Raw genomic sequence first — 24910 nt, 5'->3', positions numbered from 1 at the left:
AAAATAGTATAATTAAATTTCGACTACGCTCGATTTAACAATAACATGGTAAAAAAAATAGTTTTTATTTTTATAATATCATTTGTAATGGTTTCTTGTGGATCATCAAAAAATGTAACAGGTTATAAGAAGCCAAGGAAACAAATAGGGCAGCCTTCAAATTCAACAAACAAGCCTACAATAGCAGATAAAATTGTTTGGACAGCAGTAACCTATAAAGGAGTTCCTTATAAATTTGGAGGAATGACAAAGAGAGGAATGGATTGTTCTGGTTTAATTTATACTTCTTTTAAACAACGTAATGTTAGCATACCTAGATCATCTCGTGAGATGTATGCGAAAAGTTATGAGATTTCTTTAAATAAAGTAAAACGTGGAGACTTATTGTTTTTTAAAACTTCTAGAAAAAGAGGGGGAGTTAATCACGTTGGGTTAGTAACTTCCGTTAAAAATAAAGATATTCGTTTTATACATTCTACCAGTTCTAAAGGAGTTATAGTAACCTCATTACATACTTATTATTGGAAAAAAGCCTTTGTAAGGGCGAAAAGAATATTATAATAAAATGGATAAAAAACTACTATTATTAATTATTATTGGTTTTATAAGTTTTCTTTTTTTTAACCAAAAGGATGAGAAATCAAAACCTGAGAATAATTTAAAAACAGTAGCAAATCCTAAAATTGAAGAATTAATTGAATTTGCCAATTCTTATAAAGGTGTTTTATATCGTGCAGGAGGATCTACTAGAAAAGGGATGGATTGTTCAGGTTTAGTAAGTACTTCATTTAAGAATATAGGAATTATATTACCACGATCATCAAGTGAAATTAGTAACAACGGAAAAGAAATTTTTTTAGAGAATGTTAAAATAGGAGATTTATTATTCTTTAATATTGCTCGATTACAAGGAGAAATAAACCATGTAGGTTTGGTAACCTTAATAAAAAACGGAGAGATATTTTTTATTCATTCTACAACTTCAAAGGGTGTTATTATTTCATCAATGAAAGAATCTTATTGGAAAAATGAGTTTGTAAAAGCAAAACGTATTTTGTAGTTCACTTAATATTTTTCATAACTATTTACTGCCATAATTATGTTAGCAAATGTTATTTATTGAATAGTATAAAAAAATAATTTAATACTTTTGAAGCTAATCTCATTTAAAAAAGTCTAAAAATAATGAATGTAGTTATAATAGAAGATGAAGATTTGGCATCATTATCTTTAGAAAAATTATTGTTGAAATGTCCTTTTTCAGTTTTTGTAAAGAAAAGATTAGAAAGTGTAGAGACAGCCATTGAATGGTTTAAAGAAAATAGTTGCGATTTAATTTTTAGTGATATTCACCTTGGAGATGGATATAGTTTTGAAATTTTTGAAAAATTAAAAATTTCAACACCTATAATTTTCACAACAGCTTTTGATGAATATGCAATTAAATCTTTTCAATTTTTTGCAATTGATTATTTATTAAAACCATATAACGAAGAGTTGCTTCATAAGGCAATAGAAAAATATATAAATCTTAAAAAAGATACTAGTTATAGCGATAAATTAGAAAAGTTATTACTGAAAATGAATACTAAAATTCAGAACGAAAAAGAAAAAGAACGTTTTTTAGTATCAAAAGGAAATCTATCTATCTCAATAAAAAGAGAAGACGTTACTTATTTTATGGCTCAAGGAAAACACCTTTTTCTATATACGTTTAATAATGAGAGTTATCTTTATGATGGTACAATTTCTAATTTAGAAGAAGAGTTGTCTAGTAAGTATTTTTTTAAAATAAATCGAAAATATATTATTCAACATTCAGCTATTAAAAATATATTAAAGTATAGTAATAATCGCATAAAAATTGAACTAGCACCCGACTTAAAAGTAGAAGAAACATTATTGGTTAGTGCTCAAAGGATTAAAGACTTTAAAAAATGGTTAGATAATTAACTCTCATGAAATTTTTAATAAAAAAAAGAGAGCACAAATATTATTTATTAATTAGTGTTTTATTAATAATATTATTTTTTTTAGGATATAGATTAATAACCAATAAAATTACTTCAGAAGCTGAGGATGTAGTTGAAGTTGTTATAAAACAATATGCAAAGGAGAAGAAAAATATCTTAGAGTTTGATTTTAATGATTTTAATAAATTTATTTCAGATACTCGAAAAATTATTGAGAATAGCTATAATTTAGATGAAAATCAACTTAAAAATAAAATAATACTTAATAGTGAATTAGCTTTTTTTGAAGATAATATTGATGCCAGTTTTGTTTATTTCTTAAAAGAAAATAAAGTAACTTTTTCATCTTTTTTTGGAGATAAAGATAAAGAGTTTGAAAAAAAAACATTTAAAAAAGTCCATTCCTTAAATGGTGAAAAGCTTGTATTTGATAGTGTCATAAGCTCAAAGGGTAAAATATATTATAGAAAAACTATGATATGCAGAATACCAGATGGTTCGGTAATTGTTTTTGGTTATGATATTAATTTATTAAAATATTGGAGTTATTTTTCTCAAAAACACAACGGAGAAGGAGGTTATGTTATTGTAACAAATAAAGAAGGAGTTTGTTTATTGCACCCAGAAACAAAATATATAGGGAAATTAGTAACTTCTTTTTTTGATAAAACTTCCTTAAATCAGATTTATAAGGAATTAGAAGAAAAAGAAGGTAAAAATAGTCAACAAATAAAAACAATTGCTGTATCAGAGTATTTAAATTTAGAGGTGTTACGATATTATGATGTTATACATGTAGGTGAATCTCAATTAGTTTCAATAACAAGTTTTCCTATTAACATTTTTATAAAAGAATCTGTAAATAATATAAAGCAATATTTATTATGGGTTGGTTTTTTAGTATTGCTTTCTTTTATATTAATATTAGGGTTTTCTAGAAATAAATTACGCTATCAATATTTTAAAATGCTTAAATATGAGCAAGAAAAACAAAAACTAGCAATAAGTAATGAGCAATATCAACAAAAAAATGCAAAGCTGCAGTTAAGTCAATTACGAAAAAAATTAAACCCACATTTTTTATTTAATAGTCTAAATTCTTTACATGTCTTGATAGATGTAGATAAAGAAACATCTCAGGAATTTGTTTTAAAATTATCAGAAGTTTATAGGTATTTATTAAAAGATAAAGATGCAAATTTTGCAACAGTTAAAGAAGAACTTTATTTTTTAAAGCAATATTTCTTTTTAAATAAAATTAGATTTAATAATAAGATAAATTTAGAAATTAGTTATCAGAATACAGATAATGTGTTGTTAAAAAAGATACCTTTTTTAGCTTTACAAACGCTTGCAGAAAATGCTATTAAGCATAATAAGATTACAAAAATAAAACCGCTCCTTATTGAAGTTTTAATTGAAGATGATATAATTACAATTAGTAATTATTACAATCCAAGAATAAATAAAAAGGAAATAAGTCATAGTATAGGATTAAGCTATTTGAATAATTTTTATGAATTTCATGGTATAAATTCATTTAAAACGATTGTTTCTGAAGGAAAATTTAAGTGTTACTTGCCTTTGTTGTCAAAATAACAAAGTTCACTCCGTGAAAAAACGACTTCACTCTAGTTTAATTTTTAAAGATAGACTTCTTTTCTAGTTTTGACTCTTTGTTAACTAGAATAAACTTATGAAGAGTCACACTCAAATAAATAATATTAATTTAAAAGCGATTAGCTTACTTTTTTTAATCATAACTACTTCTGTTTTTGCACAAAAGGAAGACGAAAAAAAAGATTCTATCAAAAAGAATAATAAAATATCATATTCTAAATTAAATAAAGAAGGAAATAAAAAAACAGGAGTATTTAATATATTTAAATTAAAAGAAGATATTTATTTTGAAATACCTGATTCTTTATTTTCTAAAGATTTTTTAATAGTTAATAAAATTTCAAAAGTACCGTTTGAGTTAAATGGACATGGGTTGAATAAAGGAATGACTTATGAAACTAAATTAATTAGGTTTTATAAGGATACCGTTTCAAATAAAATATGGGTTAAAACAATAAATCCTAGAGTGAAGTCTCCCAAAAATAATGCGATAACTCTTTCTGTAGAAGAAAACTTCGGTGAATCTATTATTGAAGAATTTAAAATAGAGTCTGAAAATAAAACTTCAACATCAGCACTTATAAAAGTAAACAAGATTTTTAATGGTAAAGAAAAAAGTTTTAATGATTTGTTGGCTAATATAGGTTTGGGAGGAAGTATTAAAACAAAATTATCTAAAATAGAAGTAGTAAAAACGTTTCATGAAAATATTGTAGTAAAATCTCTTTTAACAACATCTGTAACCGAAGGCAAAAGTGCTGCATTACCACTATCTATAGGAGTAACTACGAATATAGTTTTGTTACCGTCAAAAATTATGAAACCGCGTTTTGCAGATAAAAGAATTGGGTATTTTAGTAAGCCTATGGATTATTACTCAGATAATCAGCACGAAGTAGAACACCGTGAGTTAATTACTAGATGGAGGTTAGTTCCTAAAAAAGAAGATATAGAGAAGTATAAAAAAGGAGAGTTGGTAATACCTAAAAAACAAATTGTGTATTACATTGATCCTGCTACGCCTCAAAAATGGAGATCATATATAAAAAAAGGTGTTTCTGATTGGAACAAGGCTTTTGAACAAGCTGGTTTTAAAAACGCTGTTATAGTTAAAGAAGTAACAGAGAAAGATAAAGATTTTGATGCAGACGACGTTCGTTATTCAGTTATAACTTACGTGGCTTCAGAAAAACAAAATGCTATGGGGCCATCTGTTATTGATCCAAGAAGTGGTGAAATTTTAGAAGCTGATATTATTTGGTGGCACAATTTAATGAAAGGTTTACACCAATGGATTCGAGTTCAAACAGGACCGATAAACCCTAAAGCAAGAGCCAATACTTTTTCAGATGAAATTATGGGAGCGTCAATTAGATTTGTCTCATCTCATGAAGTCGGTCATACTTTTGGATTAAAGCACAATATGGGAGCATCGTTTAGTTATCCTGTAGATTCACTTAGATCTTCAAACTTTACTAAAAATATGGGGGGAACAGCACCGTCTATAATGGATTATGCTCGTTACAATTATGTAGCACAACCTGAAGATAATATTACTGAAATAAGCCCAAAAATAGGAGTATACGATAAATACGCTATTAATTGGGGGTACCGTTGGTTGGGTACAAAAACATCTCATGAAGAGCTACCTATTTTAAATAAATGGATAAGGAAACATGAAAACAACCCTCTTTATTTTTATGGAGAGCAGCAAAGTAAAGTTATAGATCCTAGGTCTCAGAGCGAAGATTTAGGGGATGATGCTGTAAAAGCTAGTGAGTACGGAATAAAAAATTTAAAAAGAATAGTGCCTAATATTTTAGAATGGACAAAGCAAGAAGGTGAGGATTATTATAAAGCATCTAAACTTTATAAGGCAGTAATAGATCAGTGGCAGTTATATAGTAGCCATGTTATGGCTAACATAGGTGGTATATACATTAATAATACAGTTTATGGAGATAATAAAAATACTTATGTGCCAGTACCAACATCTATTCAAAAAAAATCACTTGATTATATAATTAAAAAATCAATTTTACCGCAAAAATGGTTGTTTGTGCCCGAACTAATTCATAAAGTATACCCTGTTAGAGATGCACCAGATGGAGAGCGTTTTTATTCTTCAATTTCAATGTTTCGTGTTTATCAAACAAACATGATGTATCATTTATTGAAAACAGATAGATTAATGAGGGTAACTGAAAATATCGCTTTAACATTAGATAAAAGCACTTCGTTTTCAGAGGAATATTTATTTGATAGACTATTTGAAACTATTTTTAAGAAAACAGTTAATAATGAATCTTTAGATATGTTAGATCGTATAACACAGAAAAATTACATAGATGTTTTAACTGTCGGTAGGAATCAATTATTGAAAAAAACAAGGAATAAAGGTATAACAATAGAGGGTAATAAATTTAAGAATGTACACTTTACATATATTCCTAGAGTTTCAGATATAGGTTCAAGTAAAAGAGCAGAGCTAAAACGAATTTTAAAATTGTTAGAAAAGAAAAGAAAAAAAGGAGATCAAATAACAAAGAATCATTACAACGATATTATAGCTAGAATACAATATAATTTGAATAATCAATAATTATGAGAAAAATAATAATTTACTTACTATTTCTTACATCATTTTCGGTTTTTGCACAAAAAACAAAAAAAGAAACAAAAATAATAAGTGGTACCATTATAGATGGACCTAGAAATGAACCTTTGCCAGGGGTAACCGTTTTTGCTTCAACAAGAATTATTGGAAATAAAACAGATATTGATAATGTAATTCAAGGATCAATGATTGGTTCTACTACTGATTTTGATGGTTATTTTACATTTAATGCACCAAAAGAAGTTAAATACATTATAATTTCATATTTAGGATTTGAAACGCAAAAAATTAATGTAGAGAGTAAAAGTAGAGACCTCATTATAAAGTTAGAAGAAAAAGAAGAAATATTAGGAGAAATTATAGTTACTGGGTATCAAAAAATTGAAAAAAGAAAAGTAACTTCTTCTTTTGCTAAGGTTAAAGCAGATGATATTAAACGTTCAGGTACTGCTAATATTGATCAAATGCTTTCAGGTGAGATTTCTGGAGTATTTGTTCAACCTACTAATGGAGGTCCAGGAGCTCCTGCTAAAATTCAAATTAGAGGTACATCTACTTTAAATGGTTCATCAGATCCGTTATGGGTATTAGATGGAATTCCTTTACAAGGAAATGATATTCCAAATGATTTTAATGATAAAGATAATATTGATAATTTAAGATCGTATGCAATAGCAGGTATTAACCCAGAAGATATTAAAGATATTACTATTTTAAAAGATGCTTCAGCAACATCTATTTATGGAGCAAGAGCAGCTAATGGGGTTATTGTTATTACAACAAAAAAAGGGAAAGAAGGTGCTATGAGAATTAATTTTAATTCTAACACATTTTTAACTTTAAAACCAGATTTTAGTAAGTTAAATCTTATGAATGCCAGCGAAAAAGTAGATTTTGAATTAAAATTAGCTCGTAGATCAGATTTAAATTATCAAAAAGAAAGAGGAGAAGTTGCTCGCATACTACAACTTTATAATGAATATGATAATTATCAAACAAATGGCTTTTCAGGTATAGTATCTCAAGCTCAAAAGGCAATTAATAACTTAAGAGATTCAAATACTAATTGGGGAGATAAATTATATCAAGCAGCGTTAAATCAACAATATGGATTAAATATTTCTGGAGGAAATGAAAAATCGAGATATTATTTTTCTTTAGGTTATTATGATGAAGAGGGGAGTACTAAAGGAACAGGATTAAATAGATACAATATAACATTTAAAAATGATTATGATATTAATAACAAGTTAAATGTTGGTGTAAGTGTTTTTGCAAGTAAAAATAAAAGCAAGTCATATATTACAGGAGCTGATGCGAATACTAATCCAGCATATTATTCAAGAAGAGTAAATCCTTATTTTACTCCATTAAATAGTAATGGTTCTTATAATTATGATTTAGATTTAATTGAGCGTAGTGATTTAAACTTTTTGTATAATCCACTGGAAGAAAGAAGTAATACGAACCAAGAACTTACAACTTTTTCTATAAAACCTATTATAGATATTACCTACAAGTATAATAACCGTTTAACTCTCTATAGTCAATTAGGTATGCAGTTTGATTTTGATAAAACCGAAAAATTTGCTGGTCAAGAAAGTTATTACACTCGAAAATATAGGTTTGCATCTAGATATTTAGATACAAATGGTAATGATGCTTATTTTTTACCTCAAGGAGGAATAACTCAAAATTGGAATAGTGATTCTTTTCAGTATAATTGGAAAACTACCTTAAACTATAATAAAACTATAAATAGTGTTCATGAAATAGACGCTATGGTTGGGATGGAGTTTAGAGAAGATAAAAGAACTGAAATTCATACTAAAGGTTTTGGTTTTAATTCTAACACTTTAAGTACAACAGAAATTACAGATGATAGAGTTTTGGGAAATACATTGTTTAAACCTTATAGAGAGAGTATAAACGAAAACGCATATGCATCTTTTTTTGGTACAGCATCATATACTTATGATAGAAAATATACTGTCTTTGGAAGTTTAAGGTATGATGGGTCTAACCTATTTGGTGTTAATCCTAAATATAGATATTTACCACTGTGGTCAGTATCGGCTTCTTGGGATGTTACTAAAGAAAGCTTTTTCGATTCTGATTTTATAAATGAACTTAAAATTAGAACATCATATGGGGTTCAAGGAAATATAGATAAATCTACCTCTCCATTTGTAACAGGTTTTTATAAAAATGTTAACATTTTGCCAGGGAATACAGAAGAAGCTATAACTGTTATTAATGCACCTAATAAAGATTTACGCTGGGAGAAAACAATATCATCTAATATTGGTTTTGATTTAGGGTTATTTAAAAACAAAGTATATATATCAGCAGATTACTATTACCGTAAAAGTTCTGATTTAATAGGATTACAGTCAGTTCCTTTAGAAAGTGGTTTTAATTTTATTAATACTAATTGGGCAACATTAAGTAATAAAGGAATAGAACTAGCTATAAATACTAAAAATATAACAACAGATGATTTTAGTTGGACAACTAGTTTTAATATCTCACAAAATAAAAATAAAGTAGAAGAAATTCAAATTAAAGATAATGACTTTAAGCCATCACTAAAAGGATATGGAGTTAATGCAATTTTTGCTATTAAAACGGCAGGTTTAGATAGTAATGGGTTACCGTTATTTTGGAAAGATGGTAAAAAAGTAACAGCAGTAGATTTTTACAACTTAACAGAAGGGGTTGATGGTAGTCAACTAACCAGAGAAGAGCATAGAAATTTATATAGTTATGTTGGGAATGGAGATCCAGAATTTACAGGAGGTTTTACTAATAAATTTCAGTATAAAGATTTTAATTTAACGATTGCTACAAATTTTAACTTAAACCAAACGATTAAGAGAACCCCAACGTATCATCCAACCCAAATAAGTCCAACTTATAATTACAATAAAGAAGTTTTAAACGCGGGTACAGGTAATTACCCTTCTTTAATAGGGGCAACAACACCTGGTTTTGAAACAGATTTAGTTTACAATTGGTATAATCAATACGATACAGGAAATACTTATAACGATTTAGATATTTGGGTCGAGAAAATCTCATACATAAGAATAAATAATATTAAACTAGGATATAATGTACCTGCTAAGTATTTAGAAAAGATAAATTTATCAAGGTTGAGTTTTAATTTATCAGGAAGAAACTTATTTGTATTTGGTGCTGACTATAATGGTTATTTTGATCCAGAAACTTTAGGAAGTTCTTACGCACAACCATTACCAAAAATTATTTCTTTTGGTTTTAATCTTTCTTTTTAAAAATATAAATTATGAAAAAATATATATACATATTATTTATAGCTGTAATGAGCATTGTTTCATGCGATGATTATTTAGATCTAGAACCAGTAGGAAAAGTAATTCCTAAATCAGTAGAGGATTATAGAAGTTTTTTAACTACAGCTTATGCCACAATAAAAGAAACTCACCATGTATTAACTACTTATAGAACAGATGAGTTAGAGCTTAGTAAAAATTCTTTTGGTATAGAGCAGTATGAAGACATTTATTTATGGAATGATACTAGTGCATCACCTCTAACCTTAAGTTTTTCATATGCAAATTTTTATAAAATAATTTTTCATGCGAATCATGTCATAGATAATCAAAAAAATATTATTGGTGATGATTTGGCAGTAAATCAATTAGTTGGTGAAGCCTATGCATTAAGAGCATTGCAATATTTTCAACTCGTTAATTTATATGCAAAACCTTATAATAAATTGACTGCTGATACAGATAAAGGGGTTCCAATTGTTACTGAATATAATATAGAACAAACATATGATATCCAATCTTTGCAAGAAGTATATAATTTAATTTTAAAAGATATTGAAAAGGCAGAGAACCTTATCAATATAGATAAGCAACAGATAGGATTAAATTATAGGTTTTCTATGGTTGCTTTAAAAAGCTTGAAATCTAAAGTATACCTGTATTTAAAAGAATGGGAAGAAGTTATTGAAATTAGTAAACAAGCGTTAGCGATACAAACTAATTTACAAGATTTAAATACTGTTAATACTCAAATGCCATCAGAGTTTAATTCAATAGAATCAATTTTAGCCTTAGATATTGTTTCTTCTTTTGATATTTCAACACATGCTTTTATGTCTGATGATTTTATAAATAAATATGACAAAATAAATGATTTAAGATTCAATTTATATTTTACTAAAGACGGAAGTGCTTATAGGGCTAATAAAAATGCAGATATAAAGTATAAATCAACTTTTAGAGTTGCTGAATTATTTTTAAACTTAACAGAATCTTATATACAGACAGATCAAATAGATTTAGCAAAATTAGAATTAATATCATTTGTAAAAAAGAGATATACACCTGTGAAAATTGCGTTATATACTACTCAAATAAACTCTTTTAGTAAAGAAGATTTATACAAAGAATTATTAGAAGAGAGAGCTAGAGAATTTGCTATTGAAGGTCAGCGTTGGAATGATTTAAAAAGAACTGAACAACCAGAAATAACAAGAGTTTATGATGGTAAAGCATATACATTACAAAAAAATGATAGTAGATATGTAATATCATTTCCTAATGACGCTAAAATAAATAACCCAAATTTTTAAAAATATTAATCCGGTAAGTATCGAACGGAGTAAAATAATCGATATATAATTACTAATTTTTAAATATCAACATTATGAAAAAATTTTTCCCTTTATTATCTTTCATTTTAGCACTTGTAATAGTAAGTTGCTCAGATGATACTAATAATAGTATTTCACTTTCATCATTAAATAGTATTACGAGTTTTAAAATTAATTTTGAAGGTGTAAATGATAACGATATTACATATGATTTAGGAAATAATATACAAATAAGTGTTCCTTATAAAACTACTATTACTGGAGTTACCCCAATTATTACAATATCAGATAAAGCAACTATTTTACCATCATTAAATGAATCTATTAATTTTATAGATGGTGTAAGTATGCCTTTTATTGTTACTGCAGAAAACGGAGATGAAAAAGTGTATAATGTTACGATTAATATTCGTGGTGAAGTAGGTAGTGGATCAAAAATAAAAGTATATCATTTTAAAGATGATTTTAGTGAAAGTACTACTACATATACTTATGATGATACATCTAATTTTGTTAAATCATACATTATTGAAGAAGGAGGTAGTACAACTGAATATACCTATGTTTATAATGATAAAAACCAAGTATTAGAAAAGAAATCAGATAAACGTAACATTGTTTATACATATAATGATGAAAGTTTAATAATTAGTGCTTTACAAAAAGATGAAAATATAGAGACTTTTACTTATTCTTATATTTATGATACTAATAATAAGTTACAAAAATCAGTAAGGGTAAATAAAGAAAACGATAAGGTAACGAATACTAGTTATATTTATGATGACTTGGGTAATGTAAAATCAGTAACTATTGGCGCTCAAACTTTAGAAAATACTTATGATGATAAAAACAATCCATTTAAAGGAATCTATCCTGCATCTTATTCAAAAATTAATATTGGAGTTGGCTTAGGTGAAGTAAATATTAACAATCCATCTCAAGGTAGTTTTTCAAGTGATACCCCAATTACTTTTACATATAATACAGACAACTATCCTTTAACAGCTTCTTATGTAGTATTTGGTTTTATTAATACAAATGTAACATACACATATTACTAATAACACCCCGTTTTCCCCATTAATACTAACACTCTTAATTTTAGTTTTAAGAGTGTTTTTTTAAGAAAAAAATGAAAAATTTAATTATATTATTAATATTTATAGCATTTAGTTGTGAATCATCATCAATAAAAAAAGATGAAATACCAATTGATTTAACAGAAGAAGAAACGTTAAAGAAATTGTTTTCTAAAACTATTAAACCATTATTTAAAACGTATAAAGATGTTGTTATTCCAAACGATTTTAGAATAGATGAGGAAGATAATTCAATTAATGCAGGAGCAGCAGATAACTATTTAGAGGTTAGCAAAGGTTTAGTGAATTCTAAAAAAGAATACATACAAGTTTTTGTATTAGCTCATGAGATAAGCCATATAGTAACTCTTAATCAAGCAAATACTTTTATGTTATCAGAGTCAATACCTTCAGGTGTTGTAACGAATGATTATAAAAAGGCAGAATATTTAGCTGATTTAATTGCAATTCATCTAATAAATATTCATGAAAAAGAATTAAGCGAAATATTGGAATCAAATTTTGAAACATTAAAAGATCTATTAGGCAATAAAACGTTTACGCATCCAGGAGGTAATGAAAGAGTTAATTTAATGAAAAAGTATTTAACTAAAGAAAAAAATGATAACTCCTCAAATGCTTTTAAAGAAGTTTTTGAAGAAATATGGAGTATGAATTAAAAAGATTCTTTAAATAATCTCCATAATTATTGTAAGACTCTATTATTCTTAGAGAAACTACAGAAGAAAAAATTGTTTTGTGTAATTAGCTATAACTTGTTTAATTTTCCATGTAGTTAATCATTTAACATAAGATTAGTTGAGTTGTACAATTGGAGATTATTGTTTTTAATAAAAATACAGTATCATTAAAATAAAAAGCAACCTCATTTGAGGTTGCTTTTTTAAATGTATTTTACAGAGAATGTTAATTTAACATATCCCATAGTTTATCTTTTAGTTCCTGTAAACCTAATTGAGCTACAGAAGAGATAAATAAAGCATCAATACCTTCAGGTAAATCTTGTTTAATTTCCTCTTTTAATTCGTCATCTAACATATCTGACTTAGAAATTGCTAGTAAACGATCTTTATCTAATAATTCAGGATTATGCTTACGTAATTCGTTTAATAAAATTCCATACTCTTTTTTAATATCATCACTGTCAGCCGGTATTAAAAATAATAGCGTAGAATTACGTTCAATGTGACGTAAAAAATAATGACCTAATCCTTTACCATCAGCAGCACCTTCGATAATACCAGGAATATCTGCCATAACAAAACTTGTGTGATTACGGTGATCTACAATACCTAAGTTAGGTTTTAAAGTTGTAAATGCATAATCTGCAATTTTAGGTTTTGCAGCAGTTATAACTGATAATAAAGTAGATTTACCTGCATTAGGAAAACCAACTAAACCAACATCAGCTAAAAGTTTAAGTTCTATACGAAACCAGCCATCTATACCGTCAATACCAGGTTGTGCATAACGAGGAGCTTGATTAGTCGATGATTTAAAATGCCAGTTACCAAGACCACCTTTACCACCTTGTAATAAAATAATGTCTTGTTCATGATGTGTAATTTCATGCAAAATTTCATCAGTATCAGCATCACGGATAATTGTACCTAATGGTACTGGAACAATAATGTCTTTAGCATCATGACCTGTACTACGACTAGCACTACCATCACCACCTGATTCAGCTCTAAAATGACGTTTAAACTTTAAATGAAAAAGAGTCCACATACTTTTATCACCACGCAAAATTATATGCCCGCCACGACCACCGTCACCTCCGTCAGGACCACCTTTGGTAATATATTTTTCACGATGTAAATGCACAGATCCTCGACCTCCCTTACCAGAAGATGCATAGATTTTTATATAGTCAACAAAATTTCCTTCAGTCATTTTTTCTAAGTTGTTTTCTGTTTTATTTAAACAGAACTAATCGTTATTACTAATGCCATTTCGAGTAAAGCGAAAGAATCTCTTCAGATTAATTCAGAATTATTATTTCTCGTAATGATATTAATTTTATAATGTATCAAATACGGTAGATAAACGTTGTGTAATGTCTTCTATCGAGCCAACACCGTCAACTCCGTAATAATTACCTTGATCTTGATAAAAGTCTTTTAAAATTGCCGTTTTAGTATTGTATTCATTAAAACGGTTTCTAATTTTACTTTCGTCAGTGTCGTCAATTCTTCCACTTGTTTTACCTCTTTCTAATAAACGTTCAACTAATAAATCTTCAGATACTTCTAAAGCTACCATTCCGTTAATACGTTCGTTCTTTTCACCTAAAAAAGCGTCTAAAGCTTCTGCTTGTGATTGTGTTCTTGGAAAACCATCGAAAATAAATCCGTTAGCATCAGTATTCTTTTCTACTTCAGCTTTAAGCATGCTAATAGTAACTTCATCAGGAACTAAATTACCATGATCCATATATGTTTTAGCAAGTAAACCTAATTCTGTTTCATTTTTAATATTAAAACGGAAAACATCTCCAGTAGAAATGTGTACTAAGTTATACTTTTCTTTTAATAAATCTGCTTGCGTTCCTTTTCCAGCACCAGGAGGGCCAAATAATACAATGTTTGTCATTTTGGGTTGTGTTGTTAATTGGTAAATAGCTGGTAAATTTCTACCATAATTTTTATAATCTAAGCCGTAACCAACAATAAATTTATCTTCAATACTCTTTCCGATGTAGTTTATTGGTAATTCCTTACGATAAACGTCAGGCTTAAAAAATAATGATGCTATTTTTAGTTCTTTTATATTCTTAGCTTTAAAAAGCTCGTATATTTCTTGTAAAGTTGTACCTGTATCAATAATATCTTCTAAAATGATAACGGTACGATTTGTTAAATCTTCATTAATACCGATTAATTTTTTTACGTTTTCTGTAGATTTAGTGCCATCATAAGAAGCTAATTTCACAAAGCTAATTTCACAGTCACCTTTGTATTCACGTAAAAAATCTGCGGTAAAAACAAAACATCCATTTAAAATTCCGATGAATAAAGGGACTTCCCCTTTAGGCAAATCAGCTTTTACTTGACGTGCTATTTTCTTAACAATAGTTGAGATTTCATCAGTAGAAATGAATTCTTTAAAATATAAATCGTGGAGTTTTGTAATTTTCATAATAGTGCAAAGATAGTTGCTTGATAGTAAATGAAAAAACCGTTTTGAATATTATTCAAAACGGTTTTTCTTATATATAAAAGAGTGTTATTCTTTACCTTCTTTTTTAGAAACATCAAACATAACTGGAGTTGCAACGAATAACGATGAATACGTACCAACAACTACACCTACGATTAATGCAAACATAAATCCTTTAATACTATCTCCTCCAAAGAAAAAGATAGCTAACATTACTAATAATGTTGTTAAAGAAGTATTTATTGTTCTACCTAAAGTGCTGCTTAAAGCTTTATCTACTAAACCAGCAGTTAAAGAATTACTGTTATCAGCATACTCTCTAATTCTATCAAAAATTACCACGGTATCATTTAATGAGTATCCAACTACTGTTAAAATCGCAGCGATAAATGATTGACCAATTTCCATATCAAAAGGCATAAACTTATAAAAGATAGAGAATACTCCTAGTACTACTAATACATCATGGAATACTGCTGCTACTGCACCAATTGAATAAGACATTTTTCTAAAACGTAATAAGATATATAAAAATACTACGATTAATGAACCGATAACCGCCCATAAAGCAGATTTTTTAATATCATCAGCAATAGTAGGTTCTACTTTCATGTAGCTCATAATTCCGCTACCTGCTTTTTCGAAACCTGGTTTAAAGTCTTCATAAGAAGTAGTTCCTAAGTATGATTTTAACCCTTTGTATAAAGAATTTTGAACTAACTCATCAACTTCTCGACCTTCTTCATCAATTTTAAAAGTAGTTGTTATTTTTAATTGATTGTCAGAACCGTATGTTTTAACTTCAGGAGCTGATTGAAATGCACCTTTTAAAGTAGACGCAACTTCAGTAGCATTCATATCTTGATCAAAACGAACAACGTAAGAACGTCCTCCTTTAAAATCAACACCTTGCTTTAACCCTAAAGTAAAGATAGAAATTAAACCTGCAAGGATGAAACCTCCAGAAATGATGTAAGCTAACTTACGTTTCTTTAAAAATTCAATGTTAATACTGTTAAACCAGTTCTTAGAAATGTTTGTATTGAATGTTAACTTTGTTCCTTTGTTAACAGCTCCATCTATAAATAAACGAGTAATAAATATAGCAGTAAATAAAGAAGTAGCAATACCTAACATTAAAGTATAAGCAAAACCTTTAATTGGACCTGTACCAAAAACAAATAAGATAAGACCTGTTAAGAAAGTTGTAATGTTTGCATCAATAATAGCAGATAAAGCTCCTTTAAAACTAAAACCTTCATCAACAGCTGTTTCTAAACTCTTACCACCTCTTAAGGCTTCTTTAATTCTTTCGAAAATAATAACATTTGCATCTACCGACATACCTATGGTTAAGATAATACCAGCAATACCAGGTAAAGTTAATACCGCATTAAAAGATACTAACCATCCGAAAATAAATAAGATGTTTACTAATAAAGCAATGTTTGAAAATAAACCAGCTTTACCATAATATAAAATCATCCATCCTAAAATTAATAAGATAGCTAATCCAAATGACCAAATACTTGCGTTAATAGATTCTTGACCTAGTGATGGTCCAACAACCTCCATTTGAATAATTCTTGCAGGTGCAGGTAATTTACCAGCCTTTAATACTGTAGAAATATCTTGCGCTTCTTCAACAGTCATTGTTCCTCCAGAAATCTGAGTACTACCTCCTGCAATAACACCATTTACAACAGGTGCAGTATATACATAATTATCTAAAACAACAGCTACGAATTTACCAACGTTTTCGCCAGTCATTTTTGCCCATTTCTTAGTACCTGTACCGTTCATTAACATAGAAACAACAGGTTTACTCATTTGGTCAAAATCTTGATTAGCATCTGCGATTACATCACCGTCAATAGCAGGCTTGTTGTTTCTGTTTGATTTTATTGCATATAAACCAATAATCTCAGAAGTAATACCTTCAGCATTTGTATTTGCTTGTGCTTTATAGTCCCATAAGAACTTAACATATTTTAAATTGCTTGGTAATAAAGCTCTTACGCTTTTCTCAGCTAATAAGCTATTTACTTTAGCTGTATCTTGCACTCTAGCTTGTGCAACTAAAGAACTCATTTGTTGTTGGTTTTGAGCTACATTAGGAAACAAGTAAGTAAATAAGTTCTTTTTATTTTCAACTTTAGTTGAATCTGCTGATTCACCTAATAAATCATCAATATCGTCAGTTTTTGTAGAATCTTTAACTTGTTCAGTTGTTGAATCGTCTTTTAATAATTCCGAAACTTTAGCATTTGCAGTAAAGAAAAAGTTTTGAACTTCTGCATTTGTATATACTTCCCAAAACTGTAATTCAGCAGTACTTGTAATTAATTTAGTAACACGCTCTATATCTTTAGCACCTGCTAATTCAATTTGAATTCTACCAGAAGTACCAATACGCTGAATACTTGGTTGTGTAACTCCAAATTTATCAATACGACTACGTAATACTTCAAAAGAAGTATTAATAGAGGTGTTAATTTCTTCTTGAAGAACTTCCTTAACTTCTGTATTTGTTTTATTAAAGTCAATTTTTTCACGTAAAGACTTTGTTCCAAAAATAGCAGGATCACTCAATTTAACACTTCCGTTACTTAAAGTTTCGAACTCGTTAAAAAATAAATCGATATAATTGTCTTGGGCATTTTTTTGGCGTTCACTAGCTTTTTCTAAAGCATTTCTAAAAACAGTATTGTTTGAGTTGTTCGCTAAAGCAATTAAAATATCTTTTACAGATACTTGTAAAATTGCGTTTATACCTCCTTTTAAGTCTAAACCAAGGTTCATTTCACGTTCTCTAACTTCATTGAAAGTATAGTTCGTAACACCTAAATCTACAACTTTTTTATTTGCAACACTATCTAGATACTTTCTTTCGAATTTAGCTAACTCTCTACCGTTGTTATCTTTAACGTTTTCCTTTGCATGTACTTTAGCGTTATCTTCTACTTTGTTGGCAAAAAATGTAAACGACAATTGGTACAAGCTTACTAATCCGAAAAGGACAGCAAATAATTTAATAAGACCTTTGTTTTGCATCTATAATAGTTTAATTCGAGTTCTTTTTTTAAACGTGCAAATATAGTATTTCAAAAAAGATTTGCCAATTCTTTTGCCATATTTATGTAATTAGCATGTTTTTAATTAAATAAAGCTAATAAATGTCATTAAGTACAGAAATTATATTAGGTATATTTACCTAAATTTTTATATAAATAAATAACTTAAATTATTTAATGACTTATGGCGCATTTAACTGATATTGAAATAGCCCAATCGAAAGACTTACAACACATTAAGTATATTGCTGAAAAGCTTAATGTAAAGGAGGACGATTTAGAAATGTATGGAAAATATAAAGCTAAATTACCTTTAGATTTAATTGATGAAGAAAAAGTAAGAGAAAATAATTTAGTATTGGTAACAGCTTTAACTCCAACTCCTGCAGGTGAAGGTAAAACTACAGTTTCTATAGGACTTACTGAGGGATTGAATAAAATAGATAAACAAGCTACAGTTGTATTACGTGAGCCTTCATTAGGGCCAGTTTTTGGAATTAAAGGTGGTGCTGCTGGAGGTGGTTATTCTCAAGTAGTTCCTATGGAAGATATTAATCTTCATTTTACAGGAGATTTTAATGCAATAGAAAAGGCTAATAATTTGTTGTCAGCATTAATTGATAATAATTTACAAAGCAAAACAAATAATTTAAACATTGATCCTAGAACTATCTTATGGAAACGTGTAATTGATATGAATGACCGTGCCTTACGCCAAATTACTATTGGTTTAGGAGGTACAGGTAATGGAATTCCTCGTGAAGATGGTTTTAATATTACACCAGCGTCAGAAGTAATGGCAATACTTTGTATGGCGGTTAGCTTTGATGATTTAAAAAAGAGATTAGGTAGTATATTTATAGGTTTTACATTTGATAAAAAGCCAGTTTTTGCAAGTGATTTAAATGCACAGGATGCAATGGCAATTCTATTAAAAGATGCAATTAAACCGAACTTAGTACAAACTTTAGAAGAGAATCCAGCGATTATTCATGGTGGGCCTTTTGCAAACATTGCACAAGGAACAAATACTATTCTTGCAACCAAAATGGGGCTATCATTGTCTAATTATGTTGTAACAGAGGCGGGGTTCGGAGCAGATTTAGGTGCAGAGAAGTTTTTAAATATTAAATCGCAATTTGCAGGTTTAAATCCGAAATGTGTTGTTTTAGTAGCTACAGTAAGAGCACTGCGTCATCATGGAGGAGCTAAGAAAGAAGAGTACAATGCACCAAGCTTAGAAAGAGTTCAAGATGGATTTAAAAACCTTGAAAAACATATTGAAAATATTCGTAAATTTAATATAGAACCAGTAGTTGCAATCAATTCATTTATCTCAGATTCAGAAGAAGAAGTGAACTTTGTAATAGAAGCATGTAGTAAATTAGGTGTAGAAGCTGTTGTCTCAGAAGGATGGGCAAAAGGAGGTGAAGGAACTAAAAAGTTAGCAAAAGCTGTAGTTGATGTTGTTGAAAATAAAGCAACCCAATTTAAGCCTTTATATGATTGGAAGAGCCCTGTAAAAGATAAGATAGAGATAATTGCAAAAGAAATATATGGAGCAACAAACGTTACTTATGATAAAAAAGCAGAATTAAATCTACGTAGAATTGATCGATTAGGTTTTAACGATTTTGCAGTTTGTATGGCAAAAACTCAAAAATCATTTTCAGATAATGATAAGCTAATTGGAAGACCAAAAGGTTTTACTGTAAATGTTCGTGAAATTGAAATAGCTGCGGGGGCACAATTTGTAATTCCTATTTTAGGAAAAATGATGCGTATGCCTGGCTTACCAGCTACACCTGCTTCAGAAAACATGAGTATTGATAATAATGGAGTTATTTCAGGGTTGTCTTAAAAAGTATTTATCCTGTAAAATAAAAAAGCAACCTCTATAGAGGCTGCTTTTTTATTTCGTTTATTTAGGTGAAATTAATTTACACCACGTTGTTTATTAATTTCGTCCTGTAGTTGACGTCTTAATTTTTGTTCTTTATCAATAGAGTTTCTTTTATACTGTTCAAGTTCAAGCTCAACATCAGTTAATAAGTTTTTAGTTTCTTTAGTAACTGAATTGCTGTTATTAAAACGGTAGATAAAAAAAGCTAAACCAATTAAAAGTATTCCGATAATACTCCATAAAATAGTGTTATATGTTCCTTTATTTAAAGAGATTCCTATAAATGAAAAAGCATCTTCTTTATCAATAGATACAGATAAATCGCTGTTTAAAGTATCTATCTTAGTTTGTAAAGAAGTAATGGACTTTTGTTGTTCGTTTATTTTCAGTTGTTTTGAAATAGCATCTTCTTTAATGATTTTAATGCTATCTAATATATTTTTCTGAAGACTTAAAAAAGCATTCTTTTTTACAACTTTATAAATTTGATAATTATTTGAATTTTTATAAAGTTTCTTAAACTGATTTTTAACAGTATTTGGTTCGTTGATTATTGTCGTTTGAGCAATAACACTCTGAGTAAGAATAAAAAATAAAAGTATTCTTAAAGTTTTCATAGATGATAATTTCATTTCAATAATTAATCTAATTGGTTTAAAAAAACCCAAACGTTTAAGTTTGGGTTTTTAGTATAAGCAAGTATATGAAACTTTATTTTACTTTTTCTACAATGGCCTTAAAAGCTTCTGGATTGTTCATCGCTAAATCGGCTAAAACCTTACGGTTTAATTCGATACTGTTAGCTTTTACTTTACCCATAAACTGAGAGTAAGACATTCCATACTGACGGGTTCCAGCGTTAATACGTTGAATCCATAATGAACGGAAGTTTCTCTTATTGTTTTTACGGTCACGATAAGCATATGTCATCGCTTTTTCTACCGCATTTTTTGCTACTGTGTAAACGTTTTTACGTCTTCCAAAGTAACCTTTTGCTGCCTTCAAGATTTTTTTTCTTCTTTTTCTTGAGGCTACTGAATTTACTGATCTTGGCATAATTCAAATGTTTTTTTGTAGTAGGCGACCGAAATTCGGTACTTAATGAGCCTAACTCCATGGTTAATAATTAAATTCCCTGTGCTAACAATTATTTTAAAACTAATTGTTGCTTAATGTTCGCTACATCAGATTTGTGTACTAATGTTGCGTGTCTTAAAGCAAGCTTACGTTTTTTAGACTTCTTTGTTAAGATGTGACTCTTAAACGCGTGCTTTCTTTTTATTTTACCAGAACCAGTTATTTTGAAACGTTTCTTGGCACTAGACTTTGTTTTAATTTTAGGCATCTCTGTTCTTTAGTTTATCTTGCTTATATATTATAAATGATTTATTTAGCTTTTTTAGGAGCAATAAACATAATCATACGTTTTCCTTCTAGTTTCGGCATTTGTTCTACCTTACCATGTTCTTCCAATTCTTGTGCTAATTTTAATAATAAAATTTGCCCTTGCTCTTTAAATACAATCGAACGACCTTTGAAAAATACAAAAGCTTTTAATTTAGCTCCATCTTGTAAAAACTTAATAGCATGTTTCTTTTTAAATTCATAATCATGCTCGTCAGTTTGAGGTCCAAAACGAATCTCTTTTACAATAACCTTTGTTGCTTTTGATTTTAAAGCTTTATCACGTTTCTTTTGTTCGTATAAAAACTTTTTGTAATCAATAATTTTACAAACAGGAGGAACAGCTTTAGGTGAAATTTCAACTAAATCTAGTTCTTGTTCAATTGCCATTTGTTTGGCTTTTTCTAAAGGATAAACACCCACTTCGATGTTTTCGCCTACAAGACGAACTTCATCAACATATCTAATTTTATCATTAATTCTATGTTGATCTTCTTTAATTACCCTTAGCGGTCTACGTCCGCCTCTTCTTCTAATTGCTATGACTCATGATTTTAAATTATTATTCTTTTTTTAGTTTCCAAAAGGAACCAATGTTTTATTAACTTCGTTTTGTATTAAAGAAATAAATTCTTCTATAGTGAATGTTCCAATATCTCCTTCACCGTGTTTTCTTACAGATACCGTGCCGTCTTGTTCTTCCTTTTCGCCTATAATAACCATAAATGGTATTTTGCTAACTTCAGCATCACGAATCTTTCTTCCTGTCTTCTCACTTCGACTATCTTCGAGGGCGCGAATTTCGGAATTTTCTAACAAAGTTAAAACTTTTTTAGTATATTTTTCATATTTATCACTGATTGGCAATAAGATAACCTGTTCAGGGGTTAGCCAAAGAGGGAAATTTCCGCCTGTATGCTCCAATAATACAGCAATAAAACGCTCCATAGAACCAAATGGAGCTCTATGAATCATAACCGGTTGATGTAACTGATTATCGGCTCCTTTATAGGTTAATTCGAATCTTTTAGGTAAATTATAGTCAACTTGTATCGTTCCTAACTGCCAACTTCTGCCTAAAGCGTCCTTTACCATAAAGTCTAATTTAGGTCCATAAAAAGCAGCTTCACCCTCTTCTATAACAAAATCTAACCCTTTATCAGTAGCAGCATTAATAATAGCTTGCTCTGCAAGTTCCCATGTATTAACGTCACCTATATATTTATCAGGATTTTCCATGTCTCTAATAGAAACCTGAGCCGTAAAGTCCTTAAACCCTAAAGATCTAAATACGTATAAAACTAAATCTATAACATCTTTAAATTCTTGATCTAGCTGTTCAGGAGTACAGAAAATATGAGCATCATCTTGTGTAAAACCTCTTACACGAGTTAAGCCATGTAGTTCACCACTTTGTTCATATCTATATACGGTACCAAATTCAGCAAAACGTTTAGGTAAATCTTTATAAGAATGAGGTTTGAAATTATAAACTTCACAATGATGAGGACAGTTCATCGGTTTTAATAAAAACTCTTCATCCATTTTAGGAGTTTTTATTGGTTGAAAACTATCTTCACCATATTTAGCATAATGACCAGAAGTAACATAAAGTTCCTTTTGTCCAATATGAGGAGTCATTACCATCTCATAACCCGCTTTCTTTTGAGCTTTCTTTAAGAAATCTTCCAAACGACCTCTAAGTGCAGCACCTTTAGGTAACCATAAAGGTAAACCAGCTCCGACTTTTTGAGAAAATGTAAATAACTCTAATTCTTTACCTAATTTCCTGTGATCACGTTTCTTAGCTTCTTCTAATAATTCTAAATACTCAGTAAGCATTTTTTGTTTTGGGAAGCTAACTCCGTATATTCGTGTTAGTTGCTTGTTCTTTTCATCACCTCTCCAATAAGCACCAGCAACACTCATCACTTTAATAGCTTTTAGGATTCCTGTATTAGGAACATGTCCTCCTCTACATAAATCAGTAAAGTCACTATGATCACAAAAAGTAATATCTCCGTCAGTTAAATTCTCAATTAATTCAACTTTGTATTGATTTCCTTCTTTTTTATAATAATCTAAAGCATCCGCTTTAGAAATAGAACGTAATTTAAACTCATGTTTTCCTCTGGCAAATTCTAAAAACTTCTTTTCAATTGCAGAAAAATCTTTGTCAGAAATGGTTCCATCCCCTAAGTCAATGTCATAATAGAAGCCATTATCTATAGCAGGTCCAATTGTCAATTTTGCATTTGGATGAAAACTTAAGATAGCTTGTGCTAACACGTGGGCAGAAGAATGCCAAAATGCTTTTTTTCCATCATTATCATTAAAAGTATATAATACTAATGAGCCATCTGTAGTAAGTGGGGTAGAGGTTTCAATAGTGGTGCCATTAAAATTAGCAGAAATAACATTTCTTGCAAACCCTTCACTAATACTTTTAGCAACATCCATAGATGTACTATTAATTTCAAACTCTTTGACGCTACCGTCAGGTAATGTAATTTTAATCATTATAAATATATGTTATGTTTAATTCCCTTACAAGTGAGAATTTTGAAAAGCAAATATATTGTAAAACCTTTTTTTGTACACTATAATAATAGTAATGTTTTTCAAGGGGAGTCATTTTTTTTAACATTAAGCTTTCATTGTTTGCTTTTAGCCTTTTTAAGTGTAAAAAGAACTCATATTGATGGGTGATATCATCGGTGTAGATGTGTAAGGTAAAAAGACACGTTCTAAAAGCTTGAAAAACAACGTAAAGTAAAACACTTCAAAAAAAAGATTAAATAAGTTATTGTTATGTTAGAAAAGGAATCTATATTTGCACCCGCTAAGGGAAAAACATAGGTTTAAGATTAGCAAAAGTTCATTAAAAAGGTTGTTATTATATTTTCAATAAAAGGTTAAAAATAAGTTAAGTATTACTTGTTTAAATCGAGATAAAGAAAGTATATTTGCAGTCCGTTTTAAAGACGATAGTTCATTAAAATATTGCAAAAACAAATTAAAAAAAAAACTTCAAAAATAGTTTGTCAGTTTTAAAATAGTTTGTAGTTTTGCAACCGCTTTAAGAAAGCAAAAATAACCAAGAAATTTTGGAAATGATTTTAAGATGAAAATCAGTTAGTTCGAATCTAGCGTTTCTACAAAAAGGTTGAGTTTAAAAGATGAGATAATACTTGTCATTGGCGACTCACCAAGTTCATTGAAAATATTGAAATTGACAGCGTAAACAAAGAGTAGAATAACCATAACTTTTAATTAAGTTAAATTCTTTTGAAACTTATTCATTAATATTATTTAAAATATACAATGAAGAGTTTGATCCTGGCTCAGGATGAACGCTAGCGGCAGGCTTAACACATGCAAGTCGAGGGGTAACAGGTAGCTTGCT

General features: G+C 28.9%; 18 protein-coding genes and 1 rRNA gene. 11 read left to right on the top strand and 8 right to left on the bottom strand.

The window, feature by feature from the left end; all coding sequences use genetic code 11:
• Positions 1 to 45 precede the first annotated feature (45 nt).
• The 9 genes from H518_RS0100095 to H518_RS0100055 all read left to right on the top strand — a co-directional run bounded on the left by H518_RS0100095 (position 46) and on the right by H518_RS0100055 (position 12620).
• Positions 46 to 561 (top strand): C40 family peptidase, encoded by a 516-nt coding sequence (locus tag H518_RS0100095; protein WP_028887179.1) that lies wholly within the window; start codon positions 46 to 48, stop codon positions 559 to 561.
• 4 nt (positions 562 to 565) lie between these two features.
• Entirely contained in the window at positions 566 to 1060 is a 495-nt protein-coding gene (locus H518_RS0100090) for a C40 family peptidase (protein ID WP_028887178.1), read from the top strand.
• 125 nt (positions 1061 to 1185) lie between these two features.
• Entirely contained in the window at positions 1186 to 1953 is a 768-nt protein-coding gene (locus tag H518_RS0100085; RefSeq protein WP_028887177.1) for a LytR/AlgR family response regulator transcription factor, read from the top strand.
• A 5-nt stretch (positions 1954 to 1958) separates the two neighbouring features.
• The gene (locus tag H518_RS0100080) at positions 1959 to 3572 is read left to right on the top strand and encodes a sensor histidine kinase (RefSeq protein WP_028887176.1); all 1614 of its coding nucleotides are present in this window, start codon (positions 1959 to 1961) and stop codon (positions 3570 to 3572) included.
• Positions 3573 to 3669: 97 nt separating this feature from the next.
• Positions 3670 to 6195: a zinc-dependent metalloprotease gene (locus H518_RS0100075; protein WP_028887175.1), complete on the top strand. Its 2526-nt coding sequence runs from the start codon at positions 3670 to 3672 to the stop codon at positions 6193 to 6195.
• 2 nt (positions 6196 to 6197) lie between these two features.
• Positions 6198 to 9506, top strand: coding sequence for a SusC/RagA family TonB-linked outer membrane protein (locus tag H518_RS0100070; RefSeq protein ID WP_028887174.1), 3309 nt, complete (start codon positions 6198 to 6200; stop codon positions 9504 to 9506).
• Positions 9507 to 9517: 11 nt separating this feature from the next.
• Positions 9518 to 10837, top strand: a complete 1320-nt coding sequence (locus tag H518_RS0100065; protein ID WP_028887173.1) for a RagB/SusD family nutrient uptake outer membrane protein — start codon at positions 9518 to 9520, stop codon at positions 10835 to 10837.
• A 74-nt stretch (positions 10838 to 10911) separates the two neighbouring features.
• Positions 10912 to 11922: a hypothetical protein gene (locus H518_RS0100060; protein ID WP_028887172.1), complete on the top strand. Its 1011-nt coding sequence runs from the start codon at positions 10912 to 10914 to the stop codon at positions 11920 to 11922.
• 71 nt (positions 11923 to 11993) lie between these two features.
• Entirely contained in the window at positions 11994 to 12620 is a 627-nt protein-coding gene (locus H518_RS0100055; RefSeq protein ID WP_028887171.1) for a M48 family metalloprotease, read from the top strand.
• 247 nt (positions 12621 to 12867) lie between these two features.
• Here the strand turns inward: H518_RS0100055 and obgE are convergent, their stop codons facing one another.
• The 3 genes from obgE to secDF form a co-directional block, all read right to left on the bottom strand.
• Complete coding sequence (obgE, locus tag H518_RS0100050) at positions 12868 to 13857, bottom strand: GTPase ObgE (protein ID WP_028887170.1); 990 nt, start codon at positions 13855 to 13857, stop codon at positions 12868 to 12870.
• A 126-nt stretch (positions 13858 to 13983) separates the two neighbouring features.
• Complete coding sequence (locus tag H518_RS20700; protein ID WP_081411124.1) at positions 13984 to 15102, bottom strand: adenylate kinase; 1119 nt, start codon at positions 15100 to 15102, stop codon at positions 13984 to 13986.
• 87 nt (positions 15103 to 15189) lie between these two features.
• Positions 15190 to 18177 carry a protein translocase subunit SecDF gene (gene secDF, locus H518_RS0100040; protein ID WP_028887168.1) on the bottom strand — a complete coding sequence of 996 codons (2988 nt, stop codon included), beginning with the start codon at positions 18175 to 18177 and terminating at the stop codon, positions 15190 to 15192.
• Between the two features lie 204 nt (positions 18178 to 18381).
• Here secDF and H518_RS0100035 point away from each other — a divergent pair, with 204 nt between their 5' ends.
• Complete coding sequence (locus H518_RS0100035; RefSeq protein ID WP_028887167.1) at positions 18382 to 20058, top strand: formate--tetrahydrofolate ligase; 1677 nt, start codon at positions 18382 to 18384, stop codon at positions 20056 to 20058.
• Between the two features lie 74 nt (positions 20059 to 20132).
• On the opposite strand, the gene H518_RS0100030 is transcribed toward H518_RS0100035, so the two are convergent.
• From H518_RS0100030 to thrS, 5 genes are all read right to left on the bottom strand, one after another.
• On the bottom strand, positions 20133 to 20717 hold the full coding sequence (locus H518_RS0100030) for a hypothetical protein (RefSeq protein WP_028887166.1): 585 nt from the start codon (positions 20715 to 20717) through the stop codon (positions 20133 to 20135).
• A gap of 94 nt (positions 20718 to 20811) precedes the next feature.
• Complete coding sequence (gene rplT / locus H518_RS0100025) at positions 20812 to 21156, bottom strand: 50S ribosomal protein L20 (protein ID WP_028887165.1); 345 nt, start codon at positions 21154 to 21156, stop codon at positions 20812 to 20814.
• Positions 21157 to 21247: 91 nt separating this feature from the next.
• Positions 21248 to 21445 carry a 50S ribosomal protein L35 gene (gene rpmI, locus H518_RS0100020; protein WP_028887164.1) on the bottom strand — a complete coding sequence of 66 codons (198 nt, stop codon included), beginning with the start codon at positions 21443 to 21445 and terminating at the stop codon, positions 21248 to 21250.
• 41 nt (positions 21446 to 21486) lie between these two features.
• Positions 21487 to 22005, bottom strand: a complete 519-nt coding sequence (gene infC, locus H518_RS0100015) for a translation initiation factor IF-3 (protein ID WP_081411123.1) — start codon at positions 22003 to 22005, stop codon at positions 21487 to 21489.
• Between the two features lie 72 nt (positions 22006 to 22077).
• Positions 22078 to 24024: a threonine--tRNA ligase gene (gene thrS / locus H518_RS0100010; protein WP_028887162.1), complete on the bottom strand. Its 1947-nt coding sequence runs from the start codon at positions 24022 to 24024 to the stop codon at positions 22078 to 22080.
• 801 nt (positions 24025 to 24825) lie between these two features.
• On the opposite strand from thrS, the gene H518_RS0100005 reads away from it, so the two are divergent.
• Positions 24826 to 24910: ribosomal RNA gene (locus tag H518_RS0100005) — 16S ribosomal RNA — on the top strand; the annotation flags it as partial.

The organism is Tenacibaculum ovolyticum DSM 18103 (genome assembly GCF_000430545.1).
Taxonomy (GTDB): domain Bacteria; phylum Bacteroidota; class Bacteroidia; order Flavobacteriales; family Flavobacteriaceae; genus Polaribacter; species Polaribacter ovolyticus.
This window is presented reverse-complemented; position numbering and strand designations above follow the sequence as displayed.

Excerpts from the sequence above, each read along its gene's own strand:
- H518_RS0100080 (WP_028887176.1), top strand. The coding sequence starts at position 1,959 with ATGAAATTTTTAATAAAAAAAAGAGAGCACAAATATTATTTATTAATT.
- H518_RS0100095 (WP_028887179.1), top strand. The coding sequence starts at position 46 with ATGGTAAAAAAAATAGTTTTTATTTTTATAATATCATTTGTAATGGTT.
- H518_RS0100035 (WP_028887167.1), top strand. The coding sequence starts at position 18,382 with ATGGCGCATTTAACTGATATTGAAATAGCCCAATCGAAAGACTTACAA.
- H518_RS0100060 (WP_028887172.1), top strand. The coding sequence starts at position 10,912 with ATGAAAAAATTTTTCCCTTTATTATCTTTCATTTTAGCACTTGTAATA.
- H518_RS0100065 (WP_028887173.1), top strand. The coding sequence starts at position 9,518 with ATGAAAAAATATATATACATATTATTTATAGCTGTAATGAGCATTGTT.
- rpmI (WP_028887164.1), bottom strand. The coding sequence starts at position 21,445 with ATGCCTAAAATTAAAACAAAGTCTAGTGCCAAGAAACGTTTCAAAATA.
- H518_RS0100030 (WP_028887166.1), bottom strand. The coding sequence starts at position 20,717 with ATGAAAACTTTAAGAATACTTTTATTTTTTATTCTTACTCAGAGTGTT.
- H518_RS0100070 (WP_028887174.1), top strand. The coding sequence starts at position 6,198 with ATGAGAAAAATAATAATTTACTTACTATTTCTTACATCATTTTCGGTT.
- thrS (WP_028887162.1), bottom strand. The coding sequence starts at position 24,024 with ATGATTAAAATTACATTACCTGACGGTAGCGTCAAAGAGTTTGAAATT.
- obgE (WP_028887170.1), bottom strand. The coding sequence starts at position 13,857 with ATGACTGAAGGAAATTTTGTTGACTATATAAAAATCTATGCATCTTCT.
- rplT (WP_028887165.1), bottom strand. The coding sequence starts at position 21,156 with ATGCCAAGATCAGTAAATTCAGTAGCCTCAAGAAAAAGAAGAAAAAAA.
- H518_RS0100085 (WP_028887177.1), top strand. The coding sequence starts at position 1,186 with ATGAATGTAGTTATAATAGAAGATGAAGATTTGGCATCATTATCTTTA.
- H518_RS0100090 (WP_028887178.1), top strand. The coding sequence starts at position 566 with ATGGATAAAAAACTACTATTATTAATTATTATTGGTTTTATAAGTTTT.
- secDF (WP_028887168.1), bottom strand. The coding sequence starts at position 18,177 with ATGCAAAACAAAGGTCTTATTAAATTATTTGCTGTCCTTTTCGGATTA.
- H518_RS0100055 (WP_028887171.1), top strand. The coding sequence starts at position 11,994 with ATGAAAAATTTAATTATATTATTAATATTTATAGCATTTAGTTGTGAA.
- H518_RS20700 (WP_081411124.1), bottom strand. The coding sequence starts at position 15,102 with ATGAAAATTACAAAACTCCACGATTTATATTTTAAAGAATTCATTTCT.
- H518_RS0100075 (WP_028887175.1), top strand. The coding sequence starts at position 3,670 with ATGAAGAGTCACACTCAAATAAATAATATTAATTTAAAAGCGATTAGC.